This window comes from Streptomyces sp. NPDC055189 (assembly GCF_053606765.1).
On sequence record NZ_JBSGSG010000035.1, the window covers coordinates 1 to 22,072 of the forward strand.

Genomic DNA, 22,072 nt, shown 5'->3' on the forward strand with positions numbered 1-22,072 from the left:
ACTCCGGGTATAATCGGTAGCTGTCGCCTCGCTACGTCGCCCCCCTGGGGGGGGCCTCCGACCATTGCGGTGCCGCCCTTTAACCCACGCCCGGGATCGCCGGGCGTCGCTTCACGGATGCGGAACTCCGACGACTGCTACTTCTCGAAGACCTCGACCTCGGTGAGGATCGGGTCGCCGGCCTGGTCGAACTCGATCTTCTTCACGTTGTTCGAGTACGCGGAGAGCGTCTTGTTGTACCAGAGCGGGATGCCCGGGAAGGTGTTGACGAGCTGCTTCTCCGCCTCGCCGTACAGCTTCGCGGACTCGTCGATCGTCTTGGCGGCGTCGGCCTTCTTGGTCAGCTCGTCGAACTTCTTGTCCGAGAAGCCGCCCTTGTTGCCGTCCACGTTCGTGCCGTAGAGGTCGGCGAGGAAGTTGCCGTTGAACGGGTAGTCGAGCACCCAGCCGGAGCGGTACATCGACTTGACCTTCTTCTGGTCACGGATCTCCGTGTCCGCCGCGAAGTCGGTCACCGGGTCGCCGACGCACTTGACGCCGGTCGCGTTGGTGATCGAGTTGCAGACCGCGACGACCCAGTCCTTGTGCGGCTGGTCGGCGTTGTACTGGATCTGGATCTTGTTGCCGGGAACGCCGCCGCCGTCCTTGATGGACTGCTTGGCCTTCTTGGCGTCGAACTTGCAGAACTCGCCACAGGCGTCGTTCTGGTAGCCCTTGACGCCCTTGGCGACCCAGCCGGTGGCCGACTCACGGGTGCCGTTGAACACCGTCTTGGCGATGGTGTCGCGGTCGATCGCCATCGACAGGCCCTGGAGGACCTTGATGTCGACGTCCTTCCACTGCTTCGTGTAGAAGGCGAAGTTGACCGTGTTGATCGCCGAGAAGTCCTGCTCGATGGCGCGGTCGCCGAAGTCCTGCTTGAAGTTGGCGATCTCGCTGTTCGGCACGATCGGCATGGAGTCGACGTTGTCCGACTTCAGGTCGGCGTACGCGGCCGTGTCCTTGTTGTACGCCTTGAAGTTCACGCCGCCGTTCTTGGGCTTGTTGGAGCCCTTGTACTGCGGCCAGGCGGTGACCTGGATCGACTTCTTGTGGTCCCAGCTCTTGAACTTGTACGGACCGTTGCCGACCGGCTTCTCGCCGTACCCCTTCGGGTCCTTCAGCGCGCCCGAGGGCAGCGGGTAGAAGGGCGCGTAGACGAGCTTGTACGCGTAGTACGGGATGCCCGAGTTCAGCGTGATGGTGAAGGTGTTGTCGTCGACGACCTTCAGGCCCTCCATGGCCTTGGCCTTGGCCTTGCCCTTCTCGGGGTGGACCTTGTCGTAGCCGACGATGTCCCGGTACCAGGCACTGTTCTGCTGACCGTTGGCCGGGTCGGCAGCCCAGTTCCAGGCGTCCACGTACGACTTGGCGGTAACGGCTTCACCGTTGTGGAACTTCCAGCCCGGCTTCAGCTTGACGGTCCACACCTTCGAGTCCTTGTCGGGGGTGACCGACTCGGCGTTCTCGTAGGTGATGTTGCCCTGCTTGTCGTAGTGGACCAGGCCCGTGAAGAGCGAGTCGATGACGACGCTGCCGTACGCCTCCATGGTGTTGGACGGCTGCAGGGCGTTCTGCGGCTCACCGTTGGCGTAACTGACGATCCCCTTGGGGTCGACCTTGCCGCTGTTGCCGCCGCTGTCGCTGCCGCCGCCGCAGGCCGTTGCCGTCAGCGCCACGACACCCGCTATCGCGACCCACTTGGCGCTCTTGGCACCACGCATGGGGTTCCTCCTCATGAGTCCACTTGTTCACTACGAGAGGGGGTACATGAAGCCGCGCCGACACCCCTGACGGCGCGTAGATCGAAGTACCCCAGTGTGCTCGTGAGTCGGCGCTCCCCACAGCGCGTGACCCATTGACCCGAGCTATACGCGGTCAACTATTAGCCATGAGGTACCGCCCGACCACACTCTTTTGGTCTCGGTTCAATCACACCTGGTGCGTACAACTTCCAAAATCCGGACAAACCGATCCGAGATAGATGGTTGCGAAACGGACGTGTTACACATCTAACGGTCAACGGTGTCCGTATTCCGGACAGATGGTCCGGGAAAACCGGTTGCGGCGGACCGCGCCGGAGACGGCTCGCGGCGCTTTCGGGGGCGGCTCCGTGGACGCGCGTAGATGCGCGGAGAGTCGCGACGGAGGGAAACCCGCCACCCCCGGGGCCCGGGCCAGCGTAGTGCCCCTCAGGGCCCTCGCAAGGGGGTAAACCCCGCACACGCACGAAGGCCGGCCCCCGCCTCTCCCGTGGGGAGGGGCGGAAACCGGCCTCGGGTGCCGAATTCGCGGTGCTTCGGCGGCAGTTGCGCCGGACCCGGGTTTTAGCCGGGTTTTGCTCCGGCCTTAGCCGTGCTTGGCACGCGAGGCGCTGCGGCCGCGCTGCTTGGCGTCCAGGACGACCTTGCGGATACGCACGGTCTCCGGGGTCACCTCGATGCACTCGTCGTCGCGGCAGAACTCCAGGGACTGCTCCAGCGAGAGCTTGCGGGCGGGCACGACGTTCTCCGTCGTGTCCGCGGAAGCCGCACGCATGTTGGTGAGCTTCTTCTCCTTGGTGATGTTCACGTCCATGTCGTCGGCGCGCGAGTTCTCGCCGACGATCATGCCCTCGTACACCTCGGTGCCGGCCTCGGTGAAGATGACACCGCGCTCCTGGAGGTTGACCATCGCGAACGGCGTGACCGAACCCGAGCGGTCCGCGACGAGCGAGCCGTTGTGACGGGTGCGCAGGTCGCCGAACCACGGCTCGTGACCCTCGAAGATCGAGTGCGCGATGCCGGTGCCGCGGGTCTGGGTCAGGAACTCCGTACGGAAGCCGATGAGACCGCGCGACGGAACGATCCACTCCATGCGGATCCAGCCGGAGCCGTGGTTGGTCATCGTCTCCATGCGGCCCTTGCGGGTCGCCATCAGCTGCGTGATGGCGCCGAGGTGCTCCTCGGGCGAGTCGATCGTCATGCGCTCGATCGGCTCGTACGTCTTGCCGTCGATCTGCTTGGTGACGACTTCGGGCTTGCCGACGGTCAGCTCGAAGCCCTCGCGGCGCATCTGCTCGACCAGGATGGCGAGCGCGAGCTCACCACGGCCCTGGACCTCCCAGGCGTCGGGACGCTCGGTGTCCAGGACACGGAGCGAGACGTTACCGATGAGCTCCTTGTCCAGACGGTCCTTCACCTGGCGGGCGGTGACCTTGTGGCCCTTGCCGCCCTTGCCGACGAGCGGCGAGGTGTTGGTGCCGATGGTCATGGAGATCGCGGGCTCGTCGACCGTGATCAGCGGGAGCGCGATCGGGTTCTCGGGGTCGGCGAGGGTCTCACCGATCATGATCTCCGGGATACCGGCGATGGCGCAGATGTCACCGGGGCCCGCCTTCTCGGCGGGCTTGCGGGTGAGCGCCTCCGTCATCATCAGCTCGGTGATGCGGACGTTGGACATCGTGCCGTCACGCTTGATCCACGTGACGGTCTGGCCCTTCTTCAGCTCGCCCTGCTCGACACGGCACAGCGCGATACGGCCGAGGAAGTTGTCGGCGTCGAGGTTCGTGACGTGGGCCTGGAGGGGCGCGTCCTCGTCGTACTCCGGAGCCGGAACGGTGTCCAGGATCGTGGAGAAGAACGGCTCCAGGTTCTCGCTGTCGGCCGGGACGGTGCCGTCCTCCGGCTTGGTCAGCGAGGCGACGCCGTCACGGGCACAGGCGTAGACGATCGGGAACTCGATCTGGTCCTCGTCCGCGTCCAGGTCCAGGAACAGGTCGTACGTCTCGTCGACGACCTCGGCGATGCGCGAGTCCGGACGGTCCGTCTTGTTGATGCACAGGATGACCGGCATCTTGGCCGCGAGGGCCTTGCGGAGCACGAAGCGGGTCTGCGGCAGCGGGCCCTCGGAGGCGTCCACGAGAAGGACGACCGCGTCCACCATCGACAGGCCGCGCTCGACCTCACCACCGAAGTCGGCGTGGCCGGGGGTGTCGATGATGTTGATCGTGATGACGTCGCCGCCATCCTTGGGGTGGTACTTGACGGCCGTGTTCTTGGCCAGGATCGTGATGCCCTTCTCACGCTCCAGGTCGTTCGAGTCCATCATGCGGTCGTCGAGGGACTCTGCCGCATGCGCGGCGAAGGAGCCGGCCTGCTTGAGCATGGCGTCGACCAGCGTGGTCTTGCCGTGGTCGACGTGGGCGACGATGGCAACATTACGAATGTCATGGCGCGTGGGCATACGAGCTGCGCTTCTCCCGGGAAGAGTGGATGGCCGCGCGTACGGTCCGGCACGCGTGCCCTGCCGGGCAGACAACACGCCACGGCCTTACCCCAGTCTACGGCCCATACGCGGAGGTGACCTCCGCGGGGGCCTGGCGTAGGCCCTGACCAGGGGTTTTACGGTTCATCTCGGGGTGCTTGGGGGTCGCGGAGGAGATCACGCGGGCCAAAGGCCAATGGGCGGGTCAACGGGTGGGTCAAGGGGTGGGGCAAGGCGGGTCAAGGGGTGGGAACGACCTTGCCCGCCGGGGGACCGGCGGGCAAGGGAGTTGAGCTGGATCTGAGTGTGACCTGCGGCGGGACTACTTTTCCGCTGGTTTGTCCGCGGGCTTCGCGCCGGGCTTCAGGAATCCCATGTCCTCGTAGTTCGGCGCCTGGAATCCGAACGCGCCCGCGTTCGCGAGATTCGCCCTGGCCGCCGTCAGCTGGGGGCGCTGATAGAGGGGAATGGACCCGGCCTCGGCCCAGATGCGGGCGTCCGCCTTCTTGACCAGGGCGCGGCTCTCGTCCTCGTCCAGCTCCCCCATCGCCTGATCGAACAGCTGATCGATATGGTCCGTGCCGACCCGCGTGTAGTTCTGCTCGACGTTCAGCGAGCCGTCCGCGGCGGGCACCGGCTTGGCGAAGATCGGGCGCGCGTCCGTGGCCGGGAAGGCCGTGGCGGGCCAGGAGTAGAGGGCGAGGTCGTACTGACCGGACGCGATGTGGTCCTTGAAGTAACTGTCGTCGGCGACCTTCGACGTCTCCGTACGGATACCGATCTTCTCCAGCATCCGCGAGATCCGGTCGGCCACGGTCCGCAGCGACTCCGAGCCCTCGCCTGAGGGCAGGACGAAACGGAGGGTGAGCGGCTTGCCGTCCTTGGCCATGGGGCCGCCGGCCGCCCCGTGGTCCCCGGCGGGTGCCGCCGTCCCCTTGGGGGCGTACGCGCCGGGCGCACCGCCCTTGGCCTCGTCCTGCTTCTTCGCGTGCTTCTCCGAGTGCTTCTCGGCGCGCTGCTTGGCGTGCCCGCCGGGATCCTTCTTCTTCTCCTTGTCCGCCTCGCGGTGAGCCGTGAGAGACGCGGCCTGACGGTTCAGCGCCGCTTGCTGGTAGGCCGCGGCCGGGGCGGGCGCGAGCACCGAGGTGCCGCTGTCGCCCGGCTTCTGGTCGTCCTCGCCGACGATGTACGTGCCGTCGTCGCCGGAGTCCTCCCCGGAGTCCGCGGAGCCCTCTGAGCCCTCTGAGCCCTCTGCGTCGGAGTCCGCCTTCGACTTCTTGGCGTCCGCCTCTCCCCCGGCCGTCTTCCCCTTCGGCTCCTTCAGCGGACCGCCCGGCGTCCACCCCGCGTCGGCGAGCAGCGCCCGCGCCTCGGTGGTGTCCTGGTCGCCCAAGGCGCCGCTGTTGTCCGCGTACGCCTGCTGCCCGGCCAGGGCCAGGTGGCTGCCGACCGGCTTGGCGGGCAGGCCGAGCGGTGTGAGGACCGCCTTGGCGAGCTCCTCGCGGTCGAGGGCGCGGGCCACCGCGCGCCGCACCCGGTCGTCGGCGAGCGGGCCCTCGGTGCCGTTGAGGGCGAGCTGGGTGTAGGCCGGTTCGAGCGACTTGCGCACGGTGTAGCCGCGCAGGCCCGTCTGCTCGGTCGCGTACTTCTTGATCGCCCGGTGGCTCTTGGCGCGGGCCTGCTGCTCGGTGTCGGCCGCCTCCTCGTCGGAGCCGTTGGCGATCGCCCAGGAGCGCAGCGCCTTGGCGGGCGTCAGCCGCGCCTCGGGGCCGTGGCTGAGCGGACCCTGCGCGCCCTGGTCACGGGCCGCGTTCGCGATGCGCCGCGCTTCCGGCGCGTCGATCTCGGTGAGGTCGATCTTCCCGGCCGCGAGCGCCGCGGCCCGCGTACTGCGCGGCACTTCGCGCAGGACCAGCTTGGAGAGCTTGGCGGGCCTGCCCCACCAGCGCGGGTTGCGGGTCAGCGTGACCTCTTCCGCCTTGCTGTCGAACTCCTGCACCGCGAAGGGGCCCGCGCTCACCTTGAGCTTGCGCCGGGCGCCGTCGTTGAAGGCGTCGGGAGTGCCCATGACCTCCTTCGGGTACAGCGGCGAGAAGAGCGAACGCCAGTCCGCGTACGGCTTGTTGAAGGTGACGCGCACCTCCAGGTTGTTCTCGCCCCGCTCAATCTTCTCGATGCGGTCGTATCCCGCGTTGCGTGCCGTCCAGTACGCGCTGTCCTTGCCGGACAGGGCGCGCTGCTGCGCCGCGAAGTCATCGGCGCCGACCTCCCGGCCGTCGCTCCACACCGCCTGCTGGTTGAGCTTGTAGAGCACGACCTGCTTGGGCTCGCGCTCGACGACCTCCGCGGACTCCAGGAAGTCGGCGTTCCGCTGCGGCCTGCCCATCGCGTCAAGCCGGAACATCGAGGGCAGCACCGCGCCCGCGACGCGCGACGTGCCCGCGTCGGCGTCCGACTGGAAGGAGTTGAGGGTCTCCGGCATCGCGTCGACGGCCCAGTTCATGGTCCCGCCGTCGGCGACGCGATCGCGGGCCGCGGGCGCGACGTCCTGGCCGGCCGTCGGGGTGCCCGCCTCGTCCTGAGAGCTGCAGGCGGCGAGGGCGGGCAGAGCCAGCACGCCCGTGGCGAGGAACACGGCAGATCTCAGTCTGGCGCGGTCTGGGGTCATGGCGGGTACCTCCGGGGCTCGCCCGGCCGCCCGCTACCAGGACCGGGGCCGGGTTTGATCACGTTTGGCGGTATATGGAGCTGATCACATCTATCGATCCACTGAAGGGGACGGGACCCAACCCGCGGGGGCGACACGGCGCGGGGGCGGCGGATGCCACTCGTGCGGCCCAACCCGGCCCCGCCCCGGCGTGACCGAGCGTGACGACCGCCTCGGCGCGCGCCCCGAAGCGCGGCCGGAGGCACGGCGTACACCCCGGCGCGTTTCGGCCAGTGCGAGCCGGGAATCCCGGCAGATCCCTTCACAAGCCGGGATGTGACGCGCGACACTCGCAGGCGCATGAACGTTGCCGCCGCACCCCTGAAGTGAGGGCAAGTCATGGCTCTGCAGGATGATCTGACGGCTGTTCAGCGCTGCGTCGACGATCTGGTCCGCACCGTCGGCAAGCTGGAACAGCAGGTCGGCGAGGGTTCACAGGGCGGTCTGGCGGGTATCGACGTCCGCCGCGTCCGTACGGACGCCGACCACCTGCGCGAGAGCGTCGCGCTCCTTCGCGCCACGGCCTCAGAACCGGGCGGCGCACCGCAGAAGCGGCCCGACCTGGTCACCATCCCCGATACGCCGTACGACAGCTCTCTGTGGACGGACTCGGACGACGAGGGCCTGGGCGCGCGCGACAGGCGTGCCCCTTGAGGCACCCCCGCCCCGATCGCTGTCGTCCCCGACCTGAGGACCAGTCGTCCCCGACCTGAGGACTAAGGAGTCGAGCCTCGTTGGCCACTGGCACGGAACCTCATCTGAAAAGCGGTCAGGATTCCGGCGGCGTGAGAGCGGCGACGCGCGCCGCGATCAGCGCTGCCCATCTGCGGACCGACCGCTGGTGGCTCGCGCCCGCCGCGACCGCCGCCGGACTCTTCGCCTTCATCGTCTACTCGACGTGGCGGGCCTTCGCGAACGCGGACTACTACGCGGCGCCCTACGTATCGCCGTTCTACTCGCCGTGCCTCGCCGAGAACTGCGAGCCGATGCGGGCGGGGCCCAACTGGGAGATCTTCGGCAGCTGGTGGGGCCTGTCCCCCGCCCTGCTCATCCTGATCTTCCCGCTCGGCTTCCGGCTGACCTGCTACTACTACCGCAAGGCCTACTACCGCGGCTTCTGGGCCTCACCGCCCGCCTGCGCGGTGGCCGAGCCGCACAAGAAGTACTCCGGAGAGACCCGCTTCCCGCTGATCCTGCAGAACATCCACCGCTACTTCTTCTACGCGGCGGTTCCGGTGGCGGGCATCCTCACGTACGACACCGTGCTCTCGTTCCGTGACGAGCACTACGAGTGGGGCCACATGGGCCTCGGCACTCTCGTCTTCCTGGTCAACATCACGCTGATCTGGTTGTACACGCTCTCCTGTCACTCCTGTCGGCACATCGTCGGCGGCAAGCTCAAGCACTTCTCCAAGCATCCCGTGCGGTACCGCATGTGGCAGTGGGTCGGAAAGCTCAACGCACGGCACATGCTGCTCGCCTGGGCCTCCTTGGTGAGCGTGGCGCTCGCCGACTTCTACGTGTATCTGATCGCGTCCGGCGTCTTCGACGATCCGAGGTTGTTCTGATGTCTCAAGTCGAGCGGCAGCAGTGGGATGTTGTCGTGGTGGGAGCCGGAGGCGCGGGCCTCCGGGCCGCGATCGAGGCACGTGAGCAAGGCGCGCGTACCGCCGTGATCTGCAAGTCCCTGTTCGGCAAGGCCCATACGGTGATGGCCGAGGGCGGCATCGCCGCCTCCATGGGCAACGTGAACTCCGGCGACAACTGGCAGGTCCACTTCCGCGACACCCTGCGCGGCGGCAAGTTCCTCAACCAGTGGCGGATGGCCGAGCTGCACGCGCGCGAGGCGCCCGATCGCGTGTGGGAGCTGGAGACCTGGGGCGCCCTGTTCGACCGTACGGCGGACGGGCGGATCTCCCAGCGCAACTTCGGAGGGCACGAATACCCCCGCCTCGCGCACGTGGGCGACCGGACCGGACTCGAACTGATCCGCACCCTCCAGCAGAAGATCGTCTCCCTCCAGCAGGAGGACGAGCGCGAATTCGGTGACTACGAAGCGCGCCTGAAGGTCTTCCAGGAGTGCACGGTCACCCGCATCCTCAAGGACGGCGAGCGCGTCAGCGGCACGTTCTGCTACGACCGCGAGTCCGGCCGCTTCTTCGTCCTCGAAGCCCCGAGTGTCGTCCTTGCGACCGGCGGCATCGGCAAGTCCTTCAAGGTGACGTCGAACTCGTGGGAGTACACGGGCGACGGCCACGCACTCGCGCTGCTCGCCGGGGCGCCGCTGCTCAACATGGAGTTCGTGCAGTTCCACCCGACAGGCATGGTCTGGCCGCCGTCGGTGAAGGGCATCCTCGTCACCGAGTCGGTGCGCGGCGACGGCGGGGTACTGCGCAACTCCGAAGGCAAGCGGTTCATGTTCGACTACGTACCGGACGTCTTCAAGGAGAAGTACGCCCAGTCCGAGGACGAGGGCGACCGCTGGTACGAGGATCCGGACAACAACCGGCGTCCTCCGGAGCTCCTTCCGCGCGACGAAGTGGCCCGCGCGATCAACTCCGAGGTGAAGGCGGGCCGCGGATCGCCGCACGGCGGGGTCTTCCTCGACGTGTCGACGCGCATGCCCGCCGAGGTCATCCGGCGCCGGCTTCCCTCCATGTACCACCAGTTCAAGGAGCTCGCGGACGTCGACATCACGGCCGAGGCCATGGAGGTCGGACCGACCTGCCATTACGTGATGGGCGGCATCGCGGTCGAGTCGGACACGGCGGCCGCGCGGCGCGTGCCCGGTCTCTACGCGGCGGGCGAGGTCGCAGGCGGCATGCACGGCTCCAACCGGCTCGGCGGCAACTCGCTGTCCGACCTGCTTGTCTTCGGTCGGCGTGCGGGACTGCACGCGGCGCAGTACGCCTCCGGGCTCACCGGGGCGGGCGCGCGGCCGGTGATCGACGACGTCCAGGTGGACACGGCGGCGGCCGAGGCGCTGCGGCCGTTCAGCGCCGAGGGCCCCGAGGACGGGGCGACGCCGGAGAATCCGTACACCCTCCACCAGGAACTCCAGCAGACGATGAACGACCTGGTCGGCATCATCCGCCGCGAGGGCGAGATGGAGCAGGCCCTGGAGAAGCTGGCGGAGCTGCGGGTGCGGGCACGGCGGGCCGGTGTGGAGGGCCACCGCCAGTTCAACCCCGGCTGGCACCTCGCGCTCGACCTGCGCAACATGCTGCTGGTCAGCGAGTGCGTGGCGCGGGCCGCCCTGGAGCGCACGGAGAGCCGGGGCGGGCACACCCGCGAGGACCACCCGGGCATGAACCGCGAATGGCGCCGCGCAAATCTGCTCTGCCAGCTCACGGACCCGTCAGGCGGGTTGGCGGCCACGGATCCCGTGCGCGGCCAGATCGATCTGGTGCGGGTCACCACCGAGCCCATCCGTTCCGACCTGCTTGCTCTCTTCGAGAAGGAAGAGCTGGTCAAGTACCTGGCCGAAGAGGAGCTTTACGAGTGAGTACCGCTACGCCGAGTCCTTCAAGCCCTTCGAGCACGTCGTACGACGCGTCGTTCCGGGTCTGGCGCGGAGACATCGAGGGCGGCGACCTGGAGGACTTCAAGGTCGAGGTCAACGAAGGCGAGGTCGTCCTCGACATCATCCACCGCCTCCAGGCGACGCAGGCGCCCGACCTCGCGGTGCGCTGGAACTGCAAGGCGGGCAAGTGCGGTTCGTGCTCGGCGGAGATCAACGGCCGGCCGCGGCTGATGTGCATGACGCGGATGTCGATGTTCGACCGCGAGGACGTCATCACGGTGACTCCGCTGCGGGCCTTCCCCGTGGTGCGGGACCTGGTGACGGACGTCGGCTTCAACTACACGAAGGCACGGGAAGTGCCCGCCTTCGTGCCGCCGGCGGACCTCGGCCCCGGCGAGTACCGCATGCAGCAGACGGACGTGGACCGCTCGCAGGAGTTCCGCAAGTGCATCGAGTGCTTCCTGTGCCAGGACACCTGCCATGTGGTGCGCGACCACGAGGAGAACAAGCAGGCGTTCGCGGGGCCGCGCTTCCTGATGCGGGTCGCGGAGCTGGACATGCACCCGCTGGACGCGGCGGCGGAGAGCGGTCTCGACCGCAAGCAGACCGCCCAGGACGAACACGGGCTCGGCTACTGCAACATCACGAAGTGCTGCACGGAGGTGTGCCCGGAGGGCATCAAGATCACGGACAACGCGCTGATCCCCCTGAAGGAACGGGCGGTCGACCGGAAGTACGACCCGCTGGTCTGGCTCGGGAACAAGATCCGGCGGCGGGGAGAGCAGTAGCGGTCGCTGCGGGGCTCGTGGGGGCCCGGGGGTAATCCCCCGGGCCGAAGACTCAAGATTTCCCCCATGGTCACGGGCGCCGGGCGAGATCAGCATTGAGGCATGAACTCCTCCTCGGCAAGGACTCGTTCGGCTTTGACCCGGCGCTCGGTGCTGGGCCTCGCGGCGGCCGGTCTTACGGCGACGATGCTGGCCGCCCCGGCCCCCGCGCACGCCCACGGGACCACGCCCGCCCCCGCCCGGTCTCTCGGTATCGCGGCGAAGCTCCCCGCACCCACGGGGCCGCACCGGATCGGCACGGTGTCGACGCGCCTGGTCGACACCTCGCGGCGCGACCCGTGGGTGAAGTCCGTGCCGTATCGGGAGCTGATGATCAGCGTCTGGTATCCGGCGGCGGGAGGTTCGCACGGCGCCGGGCACCCCCTCGCTCCATACATGGCGCCGGGCGCGGCAGAGCGCTGGAACGCGAAGTCACCCCACGGGATCCCAAAGGACGCGATCGACTTCGCGGCCATGCGCACCCATGCCCGGGAGGGCGCCCCGGCCGACACGAGCGCGGGCCGACGCCCTGTCCTGCTGTACGCGTCGGGGGCCAATGACCCGCGCACGTGGGGCACTTCCGCGGTCGAGGAGCTGGCGAGCCGCGGCTATGTGGTGGTGACGATCGACCACACCTACGAGTCGCCGGGAGTGCAGTTCCCCGACGGCTCGGTCAAGGACGACGCCCCGCTCCTGAAGGCGCTGGAGGAGACCGAGGAGAGCGAAATCCCGGCCCTGCTCAAGAAGGTCCTCGACATCCGTGTGGCGGACTCGAAGTTCGTCCTGGACCGCCTCGGCTCGCTGCCGCACGGCCTCTCCGGGGTCGTGGACCAGCGGCGGGTGGGGATGCTCGGCCAGTCGGCGGGCGGTATCGCGGCCGCCGAGACGATGTACGAGGACGGCAGGGTCAAGGCGGGTCTGGACATGGACGGCACCCTGGAGAACAACCCCGAGCCGAAGGGCACGAACCTGCTGCCGGTGGCCCTGCACGGCCTGAACCGCCCGTTCCTCCTCATGGGCAGGCAGGGCAGCGACCGCACGACGGAACCGTCGTGGCGCGCGTTCTGGTCCCACACGACGGGCTGGAAGCGGAATCTGACCCTGCGCGGCTCCAAGCACCAGACGTACACGGACCTCGCCGCGCTGCTCCCGCAGGCCGGGGTGGGCCGGGAAGTCATGGAGGAGCACATAGGCACGGTCGACCCCGCCCGCGCGGTGGCGGCGGAGCGTGCCTACGCAACCTCGTTCTTCGACCGCTGGCTCCAAAACCGGAACGACCACCTGCTTGACGGCCCGTCGGAGAATTACCCGGAGGTGGAGTTCGCCGGGTGAGCCAGGCCGGGGCCGGGCCGGCGACCCCGTTCCGCTCTACCGGCCCCGCCCGGAGCCCGGCGCGCACCGCCCAAAAAACCTCCGCCCACGCCTGCCCCCGCCGCCGGAGGACCTCCTGCACGGACGCCCGGGCCCCGGACAGAACCTCCGCCCACAGACGGCCCACCACCGGAACCTCCAGCCACAGACGCCCCGCCGCCGGGGGCCCCTCCCGCACCGATGCCCAGGCCCCCGGATGGGAGCCCGGCCACAGACGGCCCACCGCCGGAACCTCCGACCACAGACGCCCCACCGCCGGAGAGCCTCCCGCACCGATGCCCGGGCCACCGGATAGAACCTCCGGCCACAGACGGCCCACCGCCGGAACCTCCGGCCACGAACGCCCCGCCGCCGGGCGGGGCCCTCGGGCACGGCTCCCGCCGCCGGGTCGCGCACCCCCCAAGACGGTCATACGCTCCCAAATGTGACGCCGCCCCCGCACCTGGCCGTGCGGGCGACAGCGGCAGCCACCGCACTGCTCACGTGGTGCCTGCTGCTCCTGTCCGCCCCCGCTGCACTCGCCGCCCCGGCCGACGACCCGGTCACGCTCTCCCGCGACGGTCAGATCACCGACAGGGCGGGAGCGCTCGGCGACCGCAAGGACGCCACGAAGCGGGCGCTCGACCAGCTCTACGAAGACGGTGGTCTCCAGCTCTTCGTCGTCTACGTAAGAGATTTCTCCGGACGCGCCGCACAGGAGTGGGCGGACGCCACCGCCGAGCGCAACGGCCTCGGCCTGGACGACGCGCTGCTCGCCGTCGCCACGCACGACCGCCAGTACGCCTACTCCGTAGACGTCGATTCCCGCCTCACCGAGGCCCAGCTCCAGGACGTCGCGACCACCGCGATCAAGCCGACACTGCGGCAGAACGACTGGGCCGGCGCAGCCATCGGCGCGGCGAACGGCTACCGCGCGGTCCTCTCCGGGCGCCCCGTCCCCACCCCGACACCCACTCCGGGGGACCCCGATCCCGGTGGCGGCAGCGGCAGCAGCGGTGACGACGTGGCCGCCGGCGACCTGGTGCTGCCCGTCGTGGTGGTCGGCGGCGCGGGCGCCCTCGCCGCGGTGGCGTACAGCCGCCGCATACGGCGCACCAACACGCGGACGACACCCGGAGGCGGCGGCTGGGGAAAGGGGACTGGGGGCGGACAGCCGACCCCGCTCCCGGAGCTGGACAAGCAGAGCAAGCAGCTCCTGGTGGAGACCGACGACGCGGTCCGCACCAGCGCGGAGGAACTGGGCTTCGCCACCGCTCAATTCGGCGACGAGGCGGTGCGGCCGTTCACGGACGCGCTCGCGTACGCACGCTCCGAGCTGACCAAGGCCTTCAAGCTGCGCCAGCAGCTGGACGACGCCTATCCGGAGGACGACGCGACCAGGCGCACCATGCTGGACGAGATCGTCGCGCGCTGCACCGATGCGGGCAGGCGCCTGGACGCGGAAGCCGCGGGCTTCGACCAGCTGCGCGCCCTCGAACGCGACGCGGCACAGGCCCTTGAGCATGCCGAGACAGCGTTCCAGCAGGTCACCGGGCGTGCCAGCGCCGCGGAGAGCACCCTCGGCACGATCCGGGAGCGGTACGCGCCGGCCGCGTCCGCGCACCTCGTGGGCCATGTGGAGCAGGCCAGGGACCGCCTCGCCTTCGCCACCACGCACCTCGACGAAGCCCGGCAGGCCATCGACGCGGGCGACAACGGCAAGGCCGCCGTGCATCTGCGGGCCGCCGAGGGCGCCGTGGACCAGGCGGGCACCTTCGTGGACGCCGTGGACCGCCTCGCCGACGAGCTGGCGCTCGCCGCGGAGAAGCTCCCCGCCGCGCTCACCGAGACGGAGACCGACCTCGCCGAGGCGCGCGGCCTCCTGGAGGGCACCACGGCGGGCTCCTCCACGGCTGACCTGCACGGCCGGATCGCCCGCGCGCAGGCGGTGGTCGACGAGGTCCGCAAGAAGATGACGGCGGGCCCGCACGACCCGATCGACGCCCTGCGCCGGGTCGAGGAGGCCGACACGGTCCTCGACGAGTCCCTCGCGGGCGCCCGCGAGGGCGAGGTCAGCCGGCAGCGCGCCGCCACGCTCCTCGGTCAGGCCCTGCTCACCGCGCGCAGCGCCGTGGGAGCGGCGGCGGACTTCATCGCCACGCACCGGGGCGGGGTGGGCAGCGAGGCGAGGACCCGCCTCGCCGAGGCCCAGCGGCACCTCTCGGGCGCGGAGGCCGCCCGGGACACCGACGCCCCCGCGGCACTCGCGGAGGCCCAGCAGGCGGACGCCCTGGCCCGGCAGGCGCAGCAGCTGGCCGAACGGGACGTACGCGGCTACGGCAATCCCTACGGAGGCGGCGGGCGCGGCGGCGGCACGGGCGGCGCGGTACTCGGCGGCATCATCCTCGGCGAGCTCTTGGGAGGCATGGGCCGCGGGGCGGGCGGCGGGTTCGGCGGAGGTGGTTTCGGCGGCGGATTCGGCGGAGGCGGTCCCGGAAGCTTCGGCGGCGGCGGGACCCGTGGGCGGATGGGCGGAGGCGGGAGGTTCTGAACCGCCTCCTCCTGGCCCCCTCTGAACCACCGTCTCCGGGCCCCCTCTGAACCGCCGTCTCCTGGACCCCTCGTACTCCTACCAACCCTCATAGAAGGAACCCGACATGGCTAAGCAGACGATCCTCGGACGTGTGGCCCAGCTCGCCAAGGCCAACATCAACTCCCTCCTCGATCAGGCCGAGGACCCGCAGAAGATGCTCGACCAGCTGATCCGCGACTACACGAACAACATCCAGGAGGCCGAGGAGGCGGTCGCGACCACCATCGGCAATCTGCGGATGCTGGAACTGGACCACAAGGAGGACCAGGACGCGGCCAACGGGTGGGGCACCAAGGCGGTCGCCGCCAGCAAGAAGGCGGACGAGCTGCGGTCCGCCGGGAGCGCCGCGGAGGCCGACAGGTTCGACGGTCTCGCCAAGGTCGCGCTGCAGCGCCAGCTGCAGTCCGAGCGGGAGGCCAAGGACGCCGAGCCGACGATCGCCTCGCAGACCGAGGTCGTCGACAAGCTGAAGTCCGGGCTCGACCAGATGAAGATCAAGCTGACCCAGCTCAAGTCGAAGCGCGATCAGCTGGTCGCCCGCGCCAAGACCGCGCAGGCGCAGAACCAGATGATGGACGCCGCCCAGAACATCGACGTGCTCGACCCGACCAGCGAGTTGAACCGTTTCGAGGACAAGGTGCGCCGCGAGGAGGCCAGAGCGCTCGGCAAGCAGGAACTCGCCGCCTCATCCCTGGACGCGCAGTTCGAGCAGCTGGACAGCATGGGCGACGAGGCCGAGGTCGCGGCCCGTCTCGCCGCCCTGAAGGCCACCACATAGCAGCCACCACGCCCTCAGAAGAGGCTGAGCAGCGCCTCCGCCGCGTCCATCGGCTCCACCCCGCTGTCCGGCAGCGACAGCTCGAACCACACCGTCTTGCCCCGCGGCGTCCTGCGCGAGCCCCACGCGGCGCTCAGCAGCCCGACGAGCTGGAGCCCGCGGCCGCCTTCGTCCGTGTCGCGCGCCCGGCGCCGGCGCGGCTGGACGAGGCCCGCGTCCCACACCTCGCACACCAGGGTGCGATCGAGCAGGAGCCGCACCCGGATGTCGCCTTCGCCGTAGCGCAGGGCGTTGGTGACCAGCTCGCTGACCAGCAGTTCGGTCGTGTCGCAGAGCGGTTCCAGGTCCCAGGTGCGCAGCTGCTCGCAGGCCAGTTCGCGCGCCCGGCCCACAGACTTCGGGTCGCGCGGCAGCGTCCAGTCGCCGACGTTCTCGGCGGGCAGGCCCTGGATGCGGGCCATGAGCAGCGCGATGTCGTCCTCTCCGTGGTGGGTGTCGAGGGTGTTCAGGACGTGGTCGCAGACGTCCTCGAGGGCGGGTGCCGGATCGTCGAGGGCCCGTACGAAGGCGTTCAGGCCCTCGTCGAGGGGATGGTCGCGGGATTCGACGAGACCGTCCGTGTAGAGCGCGAGCAGGCCGCCCTCGGGCAGCTCGACCTCGACCTCCTCGAAGGGCTCACCGCCGACTCCCAGGGGCATGCCGGGCGGTACGTCGAGCATGAGCGGACTCTCGCCGGGCTCGACGAGCACGGGCGGCAGGTGGCCGGCGTTGGCGAACGTGCAGCGGCGTGTGACGGCGTCGTAGACCGCGTAGACGCAGGTGGCGAGATAGACCTCGGAGAGGTCCGTCTCGCTCGCGGAACGCGTCTGCCGGGCCGCTCGCGTGGCCTGCTGGGTGCCCGATGGGTCGCCGAGGCCGCGGGCGATCTCGTCGAGCGCGGAGAGGACCTCGGCGGGCTCCAGGTCCAGGAGCGCCAAGGTGCGTACGGCGGTGCGCAGTTCTCCCATGGCGACGGCGGCGCGCAGGCCGCGCCCCATGACGTCGCCGACGACCAGGGCGGTGCGGTGGCCCGGCAGCTCGATGACGTCGAACCAGTCGCCGCCGACCTCGGTGGCCGCGTTGCCGGGGAGATAGCGGCAGGCGATGTCCAGGCCGGACGCCTCGGGGTCGTCCGGCGGCAGCAGGGAGCGCTGCAGTATCAGCGCGCGTTCGTGTTCGCGGCGGTAGAGGCGGGCGTTGTCGATACAGACCGCGGCGCGCGCGGCGAGTTCGACGGCCAGGGCGCGGTCGCGCTCCCCGAAGGGCTCGCTCCCCTTCGTGCGGGAGAACTGGGCGAGGCCGACGACCGTGTCGTGGGCGACCATCGGCACGGCGAGCGTCGACTGGATGAGCCCGCCGGTGAGCCTGCTCGCGGATCCGTCGTCGGCCGCGGAGACCAGCCGGGGCCGTGCGGCGCGCAGGGCGTCGGCGCAGGGCGAGGTGAAGGGGAAGCGGTGCACGGCGCCCACGTCTATGGGCTGGCCGCCGTCCGGGAAGGGCGCGTCCGCGACGGCGCTCGCGAAGGCCACGCGGCGCAGTTCGGCGCTTCCGTCGGCGAGGCCCGGAGGGGTCTCGTCGCCGTCGAGCAGCCCTTGGTAGAGGTCTACGGAGGCGAGATCGCAGAAGCCGGGTACGGCGACGTCGAGCAGTTCGCGCGCGGTCGTCTCCAGGTCGAGGGAGTTGCCTATGCGGGCGCCCGCCTCGTTGAGCAGGGCGAGGTTGCGGCGGGCGTGGGCGGCCTCGCGGGCCGCGGCGTGCCGCTGGGTGACGTCGGTGCCGAGCCCCGCGATGCCGATGGGGCGGCCCGAACCGCTGTGCACGCGGTAGAGGTTGATCGACCAGTGGCGGCGTTCCTTGCTGCCGGGGGCGGGGCCGACGATCTGCATGTCCGTGACGGCGTCGCCGGTCTCCAGGACGCGCTTGAGGGCGGCGGCCATGCGGTCGGCCTCGTGCCGCGGCAGATAGTCGTGGACGGTGCGGCCGCGGTGCTCGTCGACGCCGCCCCCGAAGACGGCGGCGAAGCGGCGGTTGGCCCGCTGCACCTTCAGGTCCGTGCCGAACAACAGGAAGCCGAAGGGAGATTGGCCGAAAATGGCCTGCGACGCGGCAAGGTCGGTCTCGATCTGCCGGAGCGCCCGTACGTCGACGACGATGCAGACGGCGGCCCGTTCGCCGTCCTCCGTCTCGGTCGGCATCACATAGACCTCCGCGATGCCTTCAGAGCCCTTGGAGACCCCCGCCGGACCCGCGGCCCCCGCGGGCCGATCGGACCCCGCGCCGGGCTCCTCAGGCCGTTCCGGCGTCCGGAAGGGAACGGACCCGGTCCACTCCCTGCCGTCCAGGATCTCCGCCATCTTGCGGTGCCCGCTGCTGCGCAGCTCGGGCGCGACGAAGGCCTCGATCGGGTCCCTGCCCACGGCGTCGTCCGCGGGCACTCCGAACAGCCGCTCGGCCCGCAGGCTCCACTGGTCGATGAGTCCGTCGGGGCCGATCGAGAACGAGGCCACTCTGATGTAGTCATAGATCGAACCGGGTGGACTGCTCTGCCACATCACGTCATCCGCAGCTTCGCCCCTAGCGTCACCCGACGGCCCGTCCTGCTCCGTCGCCTTCGCTGGTATCTCGCTCACGCGAACCGTCCCCTCCAGCTCACCACGTCCGGCACCGGTCACCGGATGCAGCTGCCCGCAGTATCCAGCACTACGGAGCCACGCCACACGGCGTTCACGATCACAGCACGGACTCAACTCTTTTTGGCCCGTGACCGTCTTGTGTCCGTCCTACGCTGCCAGTCTTCTAACCCGGCAGCACCAGCTCGAACCACACCGTCTTCCCCGTCTTCCCCGCACTGCCCTGTCGTGTCCCCCAGCGCCGCGACGCACGGGCCACCAGCTGGATACCCCTGCCCCCCTCGTCATCAGGGGCGGCGTCGCGTTCCAGGGGCGGGTCGGGAAGCGGATCGGAGACCTCTACGAGGAGGGTGCCAGAGGGACCGGCAGGGCGTACGAGACGTACACCGATCGGGCCCGAAGCGTGCCGCAGGGAATTGGTCACCAGCTCGCTCACGAGCAGGACGGTGAGGTCGCCGAGCGCTCCGATGCCCCAGGCGCCGAGCTGCTTGCGGACGACGGCACGGGCCATGCGCACGGCGCCCGGATCTGCGGGAAAGTCCCACTCGGCGCAGTCGCCTTCGGTGTCGATCACGCCGATCACATCCAGACCAGCAGCAGCGGACCCTTGTCCGGTTTCACGGGGTTAATGGGCACATACCCGATATCCGGCCGGAATTACCGCTTACCTGGGCGCACTGTGGCACGAACGGCGTAGGTGGGGCTCAAGCGCCGGGAGGCATGACCTCGCACGCTCCCCCCACACGAGGGCAGGACCCCCGTACCGGGGCCTAGCGGCACTCGATCGCGGCGGCCACCGCCGGGACGTCCACGTCGAGCCACTCCACCGACCAGACCTCGTCCGGCGAGAGCCAGCGCAGTTCGTCGTGGTCCTCCAGGGGCTCGGGGACGCCCGAGCGGAGTTTCGCCGTCCACACCCGCAGGACGTATCCCGGCTTGAGCGGCCACTCCCCCGGCACCCTCGCGACCGGTTCGGCGTCGACGCCCAGTTCTTCGCGCAGCTCCCGCACCAGGGCTTCCTCGGGATGCTCGCCCGGCTCGACCTTTCCGCCGGGCAGTTCCCAGCGGCCCGCGAGCTCGGGGGGTGCGCTGCGCCGCGCGGCAAGCAGGCGCCCGTCGTCGTACAGGGCGGCGCCCACCACGATGCGTTCCGTCATGCGCCGGAGCCTATGCGGTCAGCGCGCGGTGCTGTTCTCGCTCAGCTTCTCGACCCAGTACAGCTGCTTGTGTCCGTTCCCGTCGAGGCTGTTCGCGATCTTCTCGGCCTCGGCCTTCGTCGCGTACCTGCCCACTCGGTAGCGGTTGCCGTTGTCGTCCTGACGTATCACGAGCCAGGGAAGTACGGCCGTCCCGTCATTCATCGCGCCCTCCGCTCGCCGCTCCCGGCGCGCGCCACGCCTCGATCAGTAAGGAAACCGCAATCCGCATATGCCCGAGCCTACGCCCGACCTTCACGCAGCGGATACGACTTTGCACAAAGAGGTACGCAATTAGCCACCGCTGAGGGGGCGCACCGTGGCGAGTGCGCCCCCTGTTGACGCCGTGGCCGGCGTCAGTCCGCGCGCACCGCAGGCACGGACCGCACCGTCGGCACGGACCGCACCGTGGGCACCGGCATGAGCACCGGTTCGGACGAGGGCGACGTACGGCAGACGTCTTTGCACTCCGCGTCGAGCGAGCAGCACAGGGAGCAGATCGGGCCCGCCTGGACCGGGCAGTCCGCGATGTCCGGGAGTTCGTACGCCGTCTCGCAGACGCCGCACGCGTGCGTGGCCGTCACGTCGGCGACCTCGACGTGCGGGCCGTTCACCGGGTTCGGGCGCGCCAGGTAGTACTTGCCCTTCGTCGCCCACGCGATCAACGGGCAGAGGACAAGGGCGAGTCCGGCGGCGATGAACGTCGAGAAGGCTTCCGCGTACTCCCCGAAGAGGCCGAAGAAGGCCAGGATCGACACCACGGAGGCGATCACCATCGAGCCGAAGCCCGCCGGGTTCACCGCGTACAGGTAGGCCCTCTTGAACTCGATGTACGGGGGGCTCCAGCCCATCCTCTTGTTGATGACCAGGTCGGCGGCGACGGCCACGATCCACGCGATGCCGACGTTCGAGTAGAAGCCCAGCAGCTTGTTGAGGGCCGCGAACATGTTCATCTCCATCAGCGTCAGCGCGATGGCGAGGTTGAGGAAGATGTACCAGACCCGGCCCGGATGCCGGTGCGTGATGCGGGAGAAGAAGTTCGACCAGGACAGCGAGCCGCTGTAGGCGTTGGTCACGTTGATCTTGATCTGCGAGACGATCACGAAGAGGGCCGCCGCGGGCAGCGCGAAGGAGCCGAGCCAGGGCTTGAGGGCCTCGATCTGCGGGGCGATCGGCTCCAGGGCGTGCGTCTTGCCGACGGCCTCCAGGGCCACGAACGCCAGCAGCGCGCCGCCCAGTTGCTTGGCCGCTCCGATGATCACCCAGCCGGGTCCCGCAGCGAGAACGGCCAGATTCCAGCGCCTTTTGTTCTGCTCCGTCTTGGCCGGCATGAAGCGCAGATAGTCCGCCTGCTCGCCGATCTGGGCGATGAGCGAGAGCGCGACCCCCGTGCCGAGCCCGAAGGCGACCCAGGAGAAGCCGCTCCCGGCGCCCTCGGTGCCCCCGAAGGAGCCGAAGGCCCCCCAGGCTTCCGGCGCCTCGAAAGCGAGCACCACGAAGGGCAGCACCATGCCGATGAGCCAGATCGGCTGTGTCCAGGCCTGCACCTTGGCCAAGGCGCCCATACCCCGGAAGACGATCGGGATCACGATGAGCGTCGTGATCAGATAGCCGATCTCCACCGGGAGCCCGACGGCCTGGTGCATGGCCTGGGCCATGATCGAGCCTTCGAGCGCGAAGAAGATGAAGGTGAACGAGGCGTAGATCAGCGACGTCAGCGTCGAGCCGAAGTAACCGAAGCCCGCGCCCCGCGTCACCAGGTCCATGTCAAGGCCGTACTTGGCGCAGGCCCGAGCGATCGGGATGCCGGTGACGAAGATGATCGTCGCGGCGCACAGGATCGAGGCGAGTCCGCTGGTGAAGCCGTAGGTGAAGACGATGGACGCGCCGATCGCGAAGTCCGCGAGATAGGCGATGCCGCCGAGTGCGGTCGACGCCACCATCGTCGGCGACCAGCGCCGGAAGGAGTGCGGCGCATACCGCAGCGAGTAGTCCTCGCGGCTCTCGTCGGCCGCCATCTTCGCGTAGCTGCGTTTGGGCGGCGGGCCTGCGGCGGCACTGGTGTCGCGGGTGGCCGTATCCGTCATGTGGGTTCCTGTCGTCCGACCGGATTGCGGGTACGGGCGACGAAGTTAGGAGCCGTAC

15 protein-coding genes are annotated in these 22,072 nt (G+C 69.5%); 7 read left to right on the forward strand and 8 right to left on the reverse strand.

Annotation, left to right across the window (positions count from 1 at the left end; translation table 11 throughout):
- Positions 1 to 137 precede the first annotated feature (137 nt).
- The 3 genes from ACWFR3_RS23895 to ACWFR3_RS23905 form a co-directional block, all read right to left on the reverse strand.
- Positions 138 to 1,763, reverse strand: coding sequence for a peptide ABC transporter substrate-binding protein (locus tag ACWFR3_RS23895; protein ID WP_453736648.1), 1,626 nt, complete (start codon positions 1,761 to 1,763; stop codon positions 138 to 140).
- Between the two features lie 625 nt (positions 1,764 to 2,388).
- A complete protein-coding gene (gene typA / locus ACWFR3_RS23900; RefSeq protein WP_453736649.1) occupies positions 2,389 to 4,263 on the reverse strand; it encodes a translational GTPase TypA in 1,875 nt (624 codons plus the stop codon).
- Between the two features lie 343 nt (positions 4,264 to 4,606).
- Positions 4,607 to 6,952, reverse strand: coding sequence for an ABC transporter family substrate-binding protein (locus ACWFR3_RS23905; protein ID WP_453736650.1), 2,346 nt, complete (start codon positions 6,950 to 6,952; stop codon positions 4,607 to 4,609).
- 378 nt (positions 6,953 to 7,330) lie between these two features.
- Here ACWFR3_RS23905 and ACWFR3_RS23910 point away from each other — a divergent pair, with 378 nt between their 5' ends.
- The 7 genes from ACWFR3_RS23910 to ACWFR3_RS23940 all read left to right on the forward strand — a co-directional run bounded on the left by ACWFR3_RS23910 (position 7,331) and on the right by ACWFR3_RS23940 (position 16,062).
- Positions 7,331 to 7,645 carry a hypothetical protein gene (locus tag ACWFR3_RS23910; protein WP_453736651.1) on the forward strand — a complete coding sequence of 105 codons (315 nt, stop codon included), beginning with the start codon at positions 7,331 to 7,333 and terminating at the stop codon, positions 7,643 to 7,645.
- 80 nt (positions 7,646 to 7,725) lie between these two features.
- Positions 7,726 to 8,559: a hypothetical protein gene (locus ACWFR3_RS23915; RefSeq protein WP_453736652.1), complete on the forward strand. Its 834-nt coding sequence runs from the start codon at positions 7,726 to 7,728 to the stop codon at positions 8,557 to 8,559.
- Positions 8,559 to 10,496 carry a fumarate reductase/succinate dehydrogenase flavoprotein subunit gene (locus tag ACWFR3_RS23920; RefSeq protein ID WP_453736653.1) on the forward strand — a complete coding sequence of 646 codons (1,938 nt, stop codon included), beginning with the start codon at positions 8,559 to 8,561 and terminating at the stop codon, positions 10,494 to 10,496. The genes ACWFR3_RS23915 and ACWFR3_RS23920 overlap by 1 nt, the downstream gene beginning before the upstream one ends.
- A complete protein-coding gene (locus ACWFR3_RS23925) occupies positions 10,493 to 11,302 on the forward strand; it encodes a succinate dehydrogenase/fumarate reductase iron-sulfur subunit (RefSeq protein ID WP_453736654.1) in 810 nt (269 codons plus the stop codon). Before ACWFR3_RS23920 ends, ACWFR3_RS23925 begins: the two co-directional genes overlap by 4 nt.
- Positions 11,303 to 11,404: 102 nt before the next feature.
- Positions 11,405 to 12,673, forward strand: a complete 1,269-nt coding sequence (locus ACWFR3_RS23930) for an alpha/beta hydrolase (RefSeq protein WP_453736655.1) — start codon at positions 11,405 to 11,407, stop codon at positions 12,671 to 12,673.
- A gap of 463 nt (positions 12,674 to 13,136) precedes the next feature.
- On the forward strand, positions 13,137 to 15,242 hold the full coding sequence (locus ACWFR3_RS23935; RefSeq protein ID WP_453736656.1) for a TPM domain-containing protein: 2,106 nt from the start codon (positions 13,137 to 13,139) through the stop codon (positions 15,240 to 15,242).
- 106 nt (positions 15,243 to 15,348) lie between these two features.
- Positions 15,349 to 16,062, forward strand: a complete 714-nt coding sequence (locus ACWFR3_RS23940) for a PspA/IM30 family protein (RefSeq protein ID WP_453736657.1) — start codon at positions 15,349 to 15,351, stop codon at positions 16,060 to 16,062.
- Between the two features lie 14 nt (positions 16,063 to 16,076).
- Here the strand turns inward: ACWFR3_RS23940 and ACWFR3_RS23945 are convergent, their stop codons facing one another.
- The 5 genes from ACWFR3_RS23945 to ACWFR3_RS23965 form a co-directional block, all read right to left on the reverse strand.
- Positions 16,077 to 18,731: a SpoIIE family protein phosphatase gene (locus tag ACWFR3_RS23945; RefSeq protein WP_453736658.1), complete on the reverse strand. Its 2,655-nt coding sequence runs from the start codon at positions 18,729 to 18,731 to the stop codon at positions 16,077 to 16,079.
- Between the two features lie 166 nt (positions 18,732 to 18,897).
- Positions 18,898 to 19,314, reverse strand: a complete 417-nt coding sequence (locus ACWFR3_RS23950) for an ATP-binding protein (protein WP_453736659.1) — start codon at positions 19,312 to 19,314, stop codon at positions 18,898 to 18,900.
- 187 nt (positions 19,315 to 19,501) lie between these two features.
- Positions 19,502 to 19,888, reverse strand: a complete 387-nt coding sequence (locus tag ACWFR3_RS23955) for a (deoxy)nucleoside triphosphate pyrophosphohydrolase (protein WP_453736660.1) — start codon at positions 19,886 to 19,888, stop codon at positions 19,502 to 19,504.
- 18 nt (positions 19,889 to 19,906) lie between these two features.
- Positions 19,907 to 20,092, reverse strand: coding sequence for an SPOR domain-containing protein (locus ACWFR3_RS23960; RefSeq protein WP_453736661.1), 186 nt, complete (start codon positions 20,090 to 20,092; stop codon positions 19,907 to 19,909).
- 191 nt (positions 20,093 to 20,283) lie between these two features.
- Positions 20,284 to 22,014, reverse strand: coding sequence for a purine-cytosine permease family protein (locus tag ACWFR3_RS23965; protein ID WP_453736662.1), 1,731 nt, complete (start codon positions 22,012 to 22,014; stop codon positions 20,284 to 20,286).
- Positions 22,015 to 22,072: the final 58 nt, after the last annotated feature.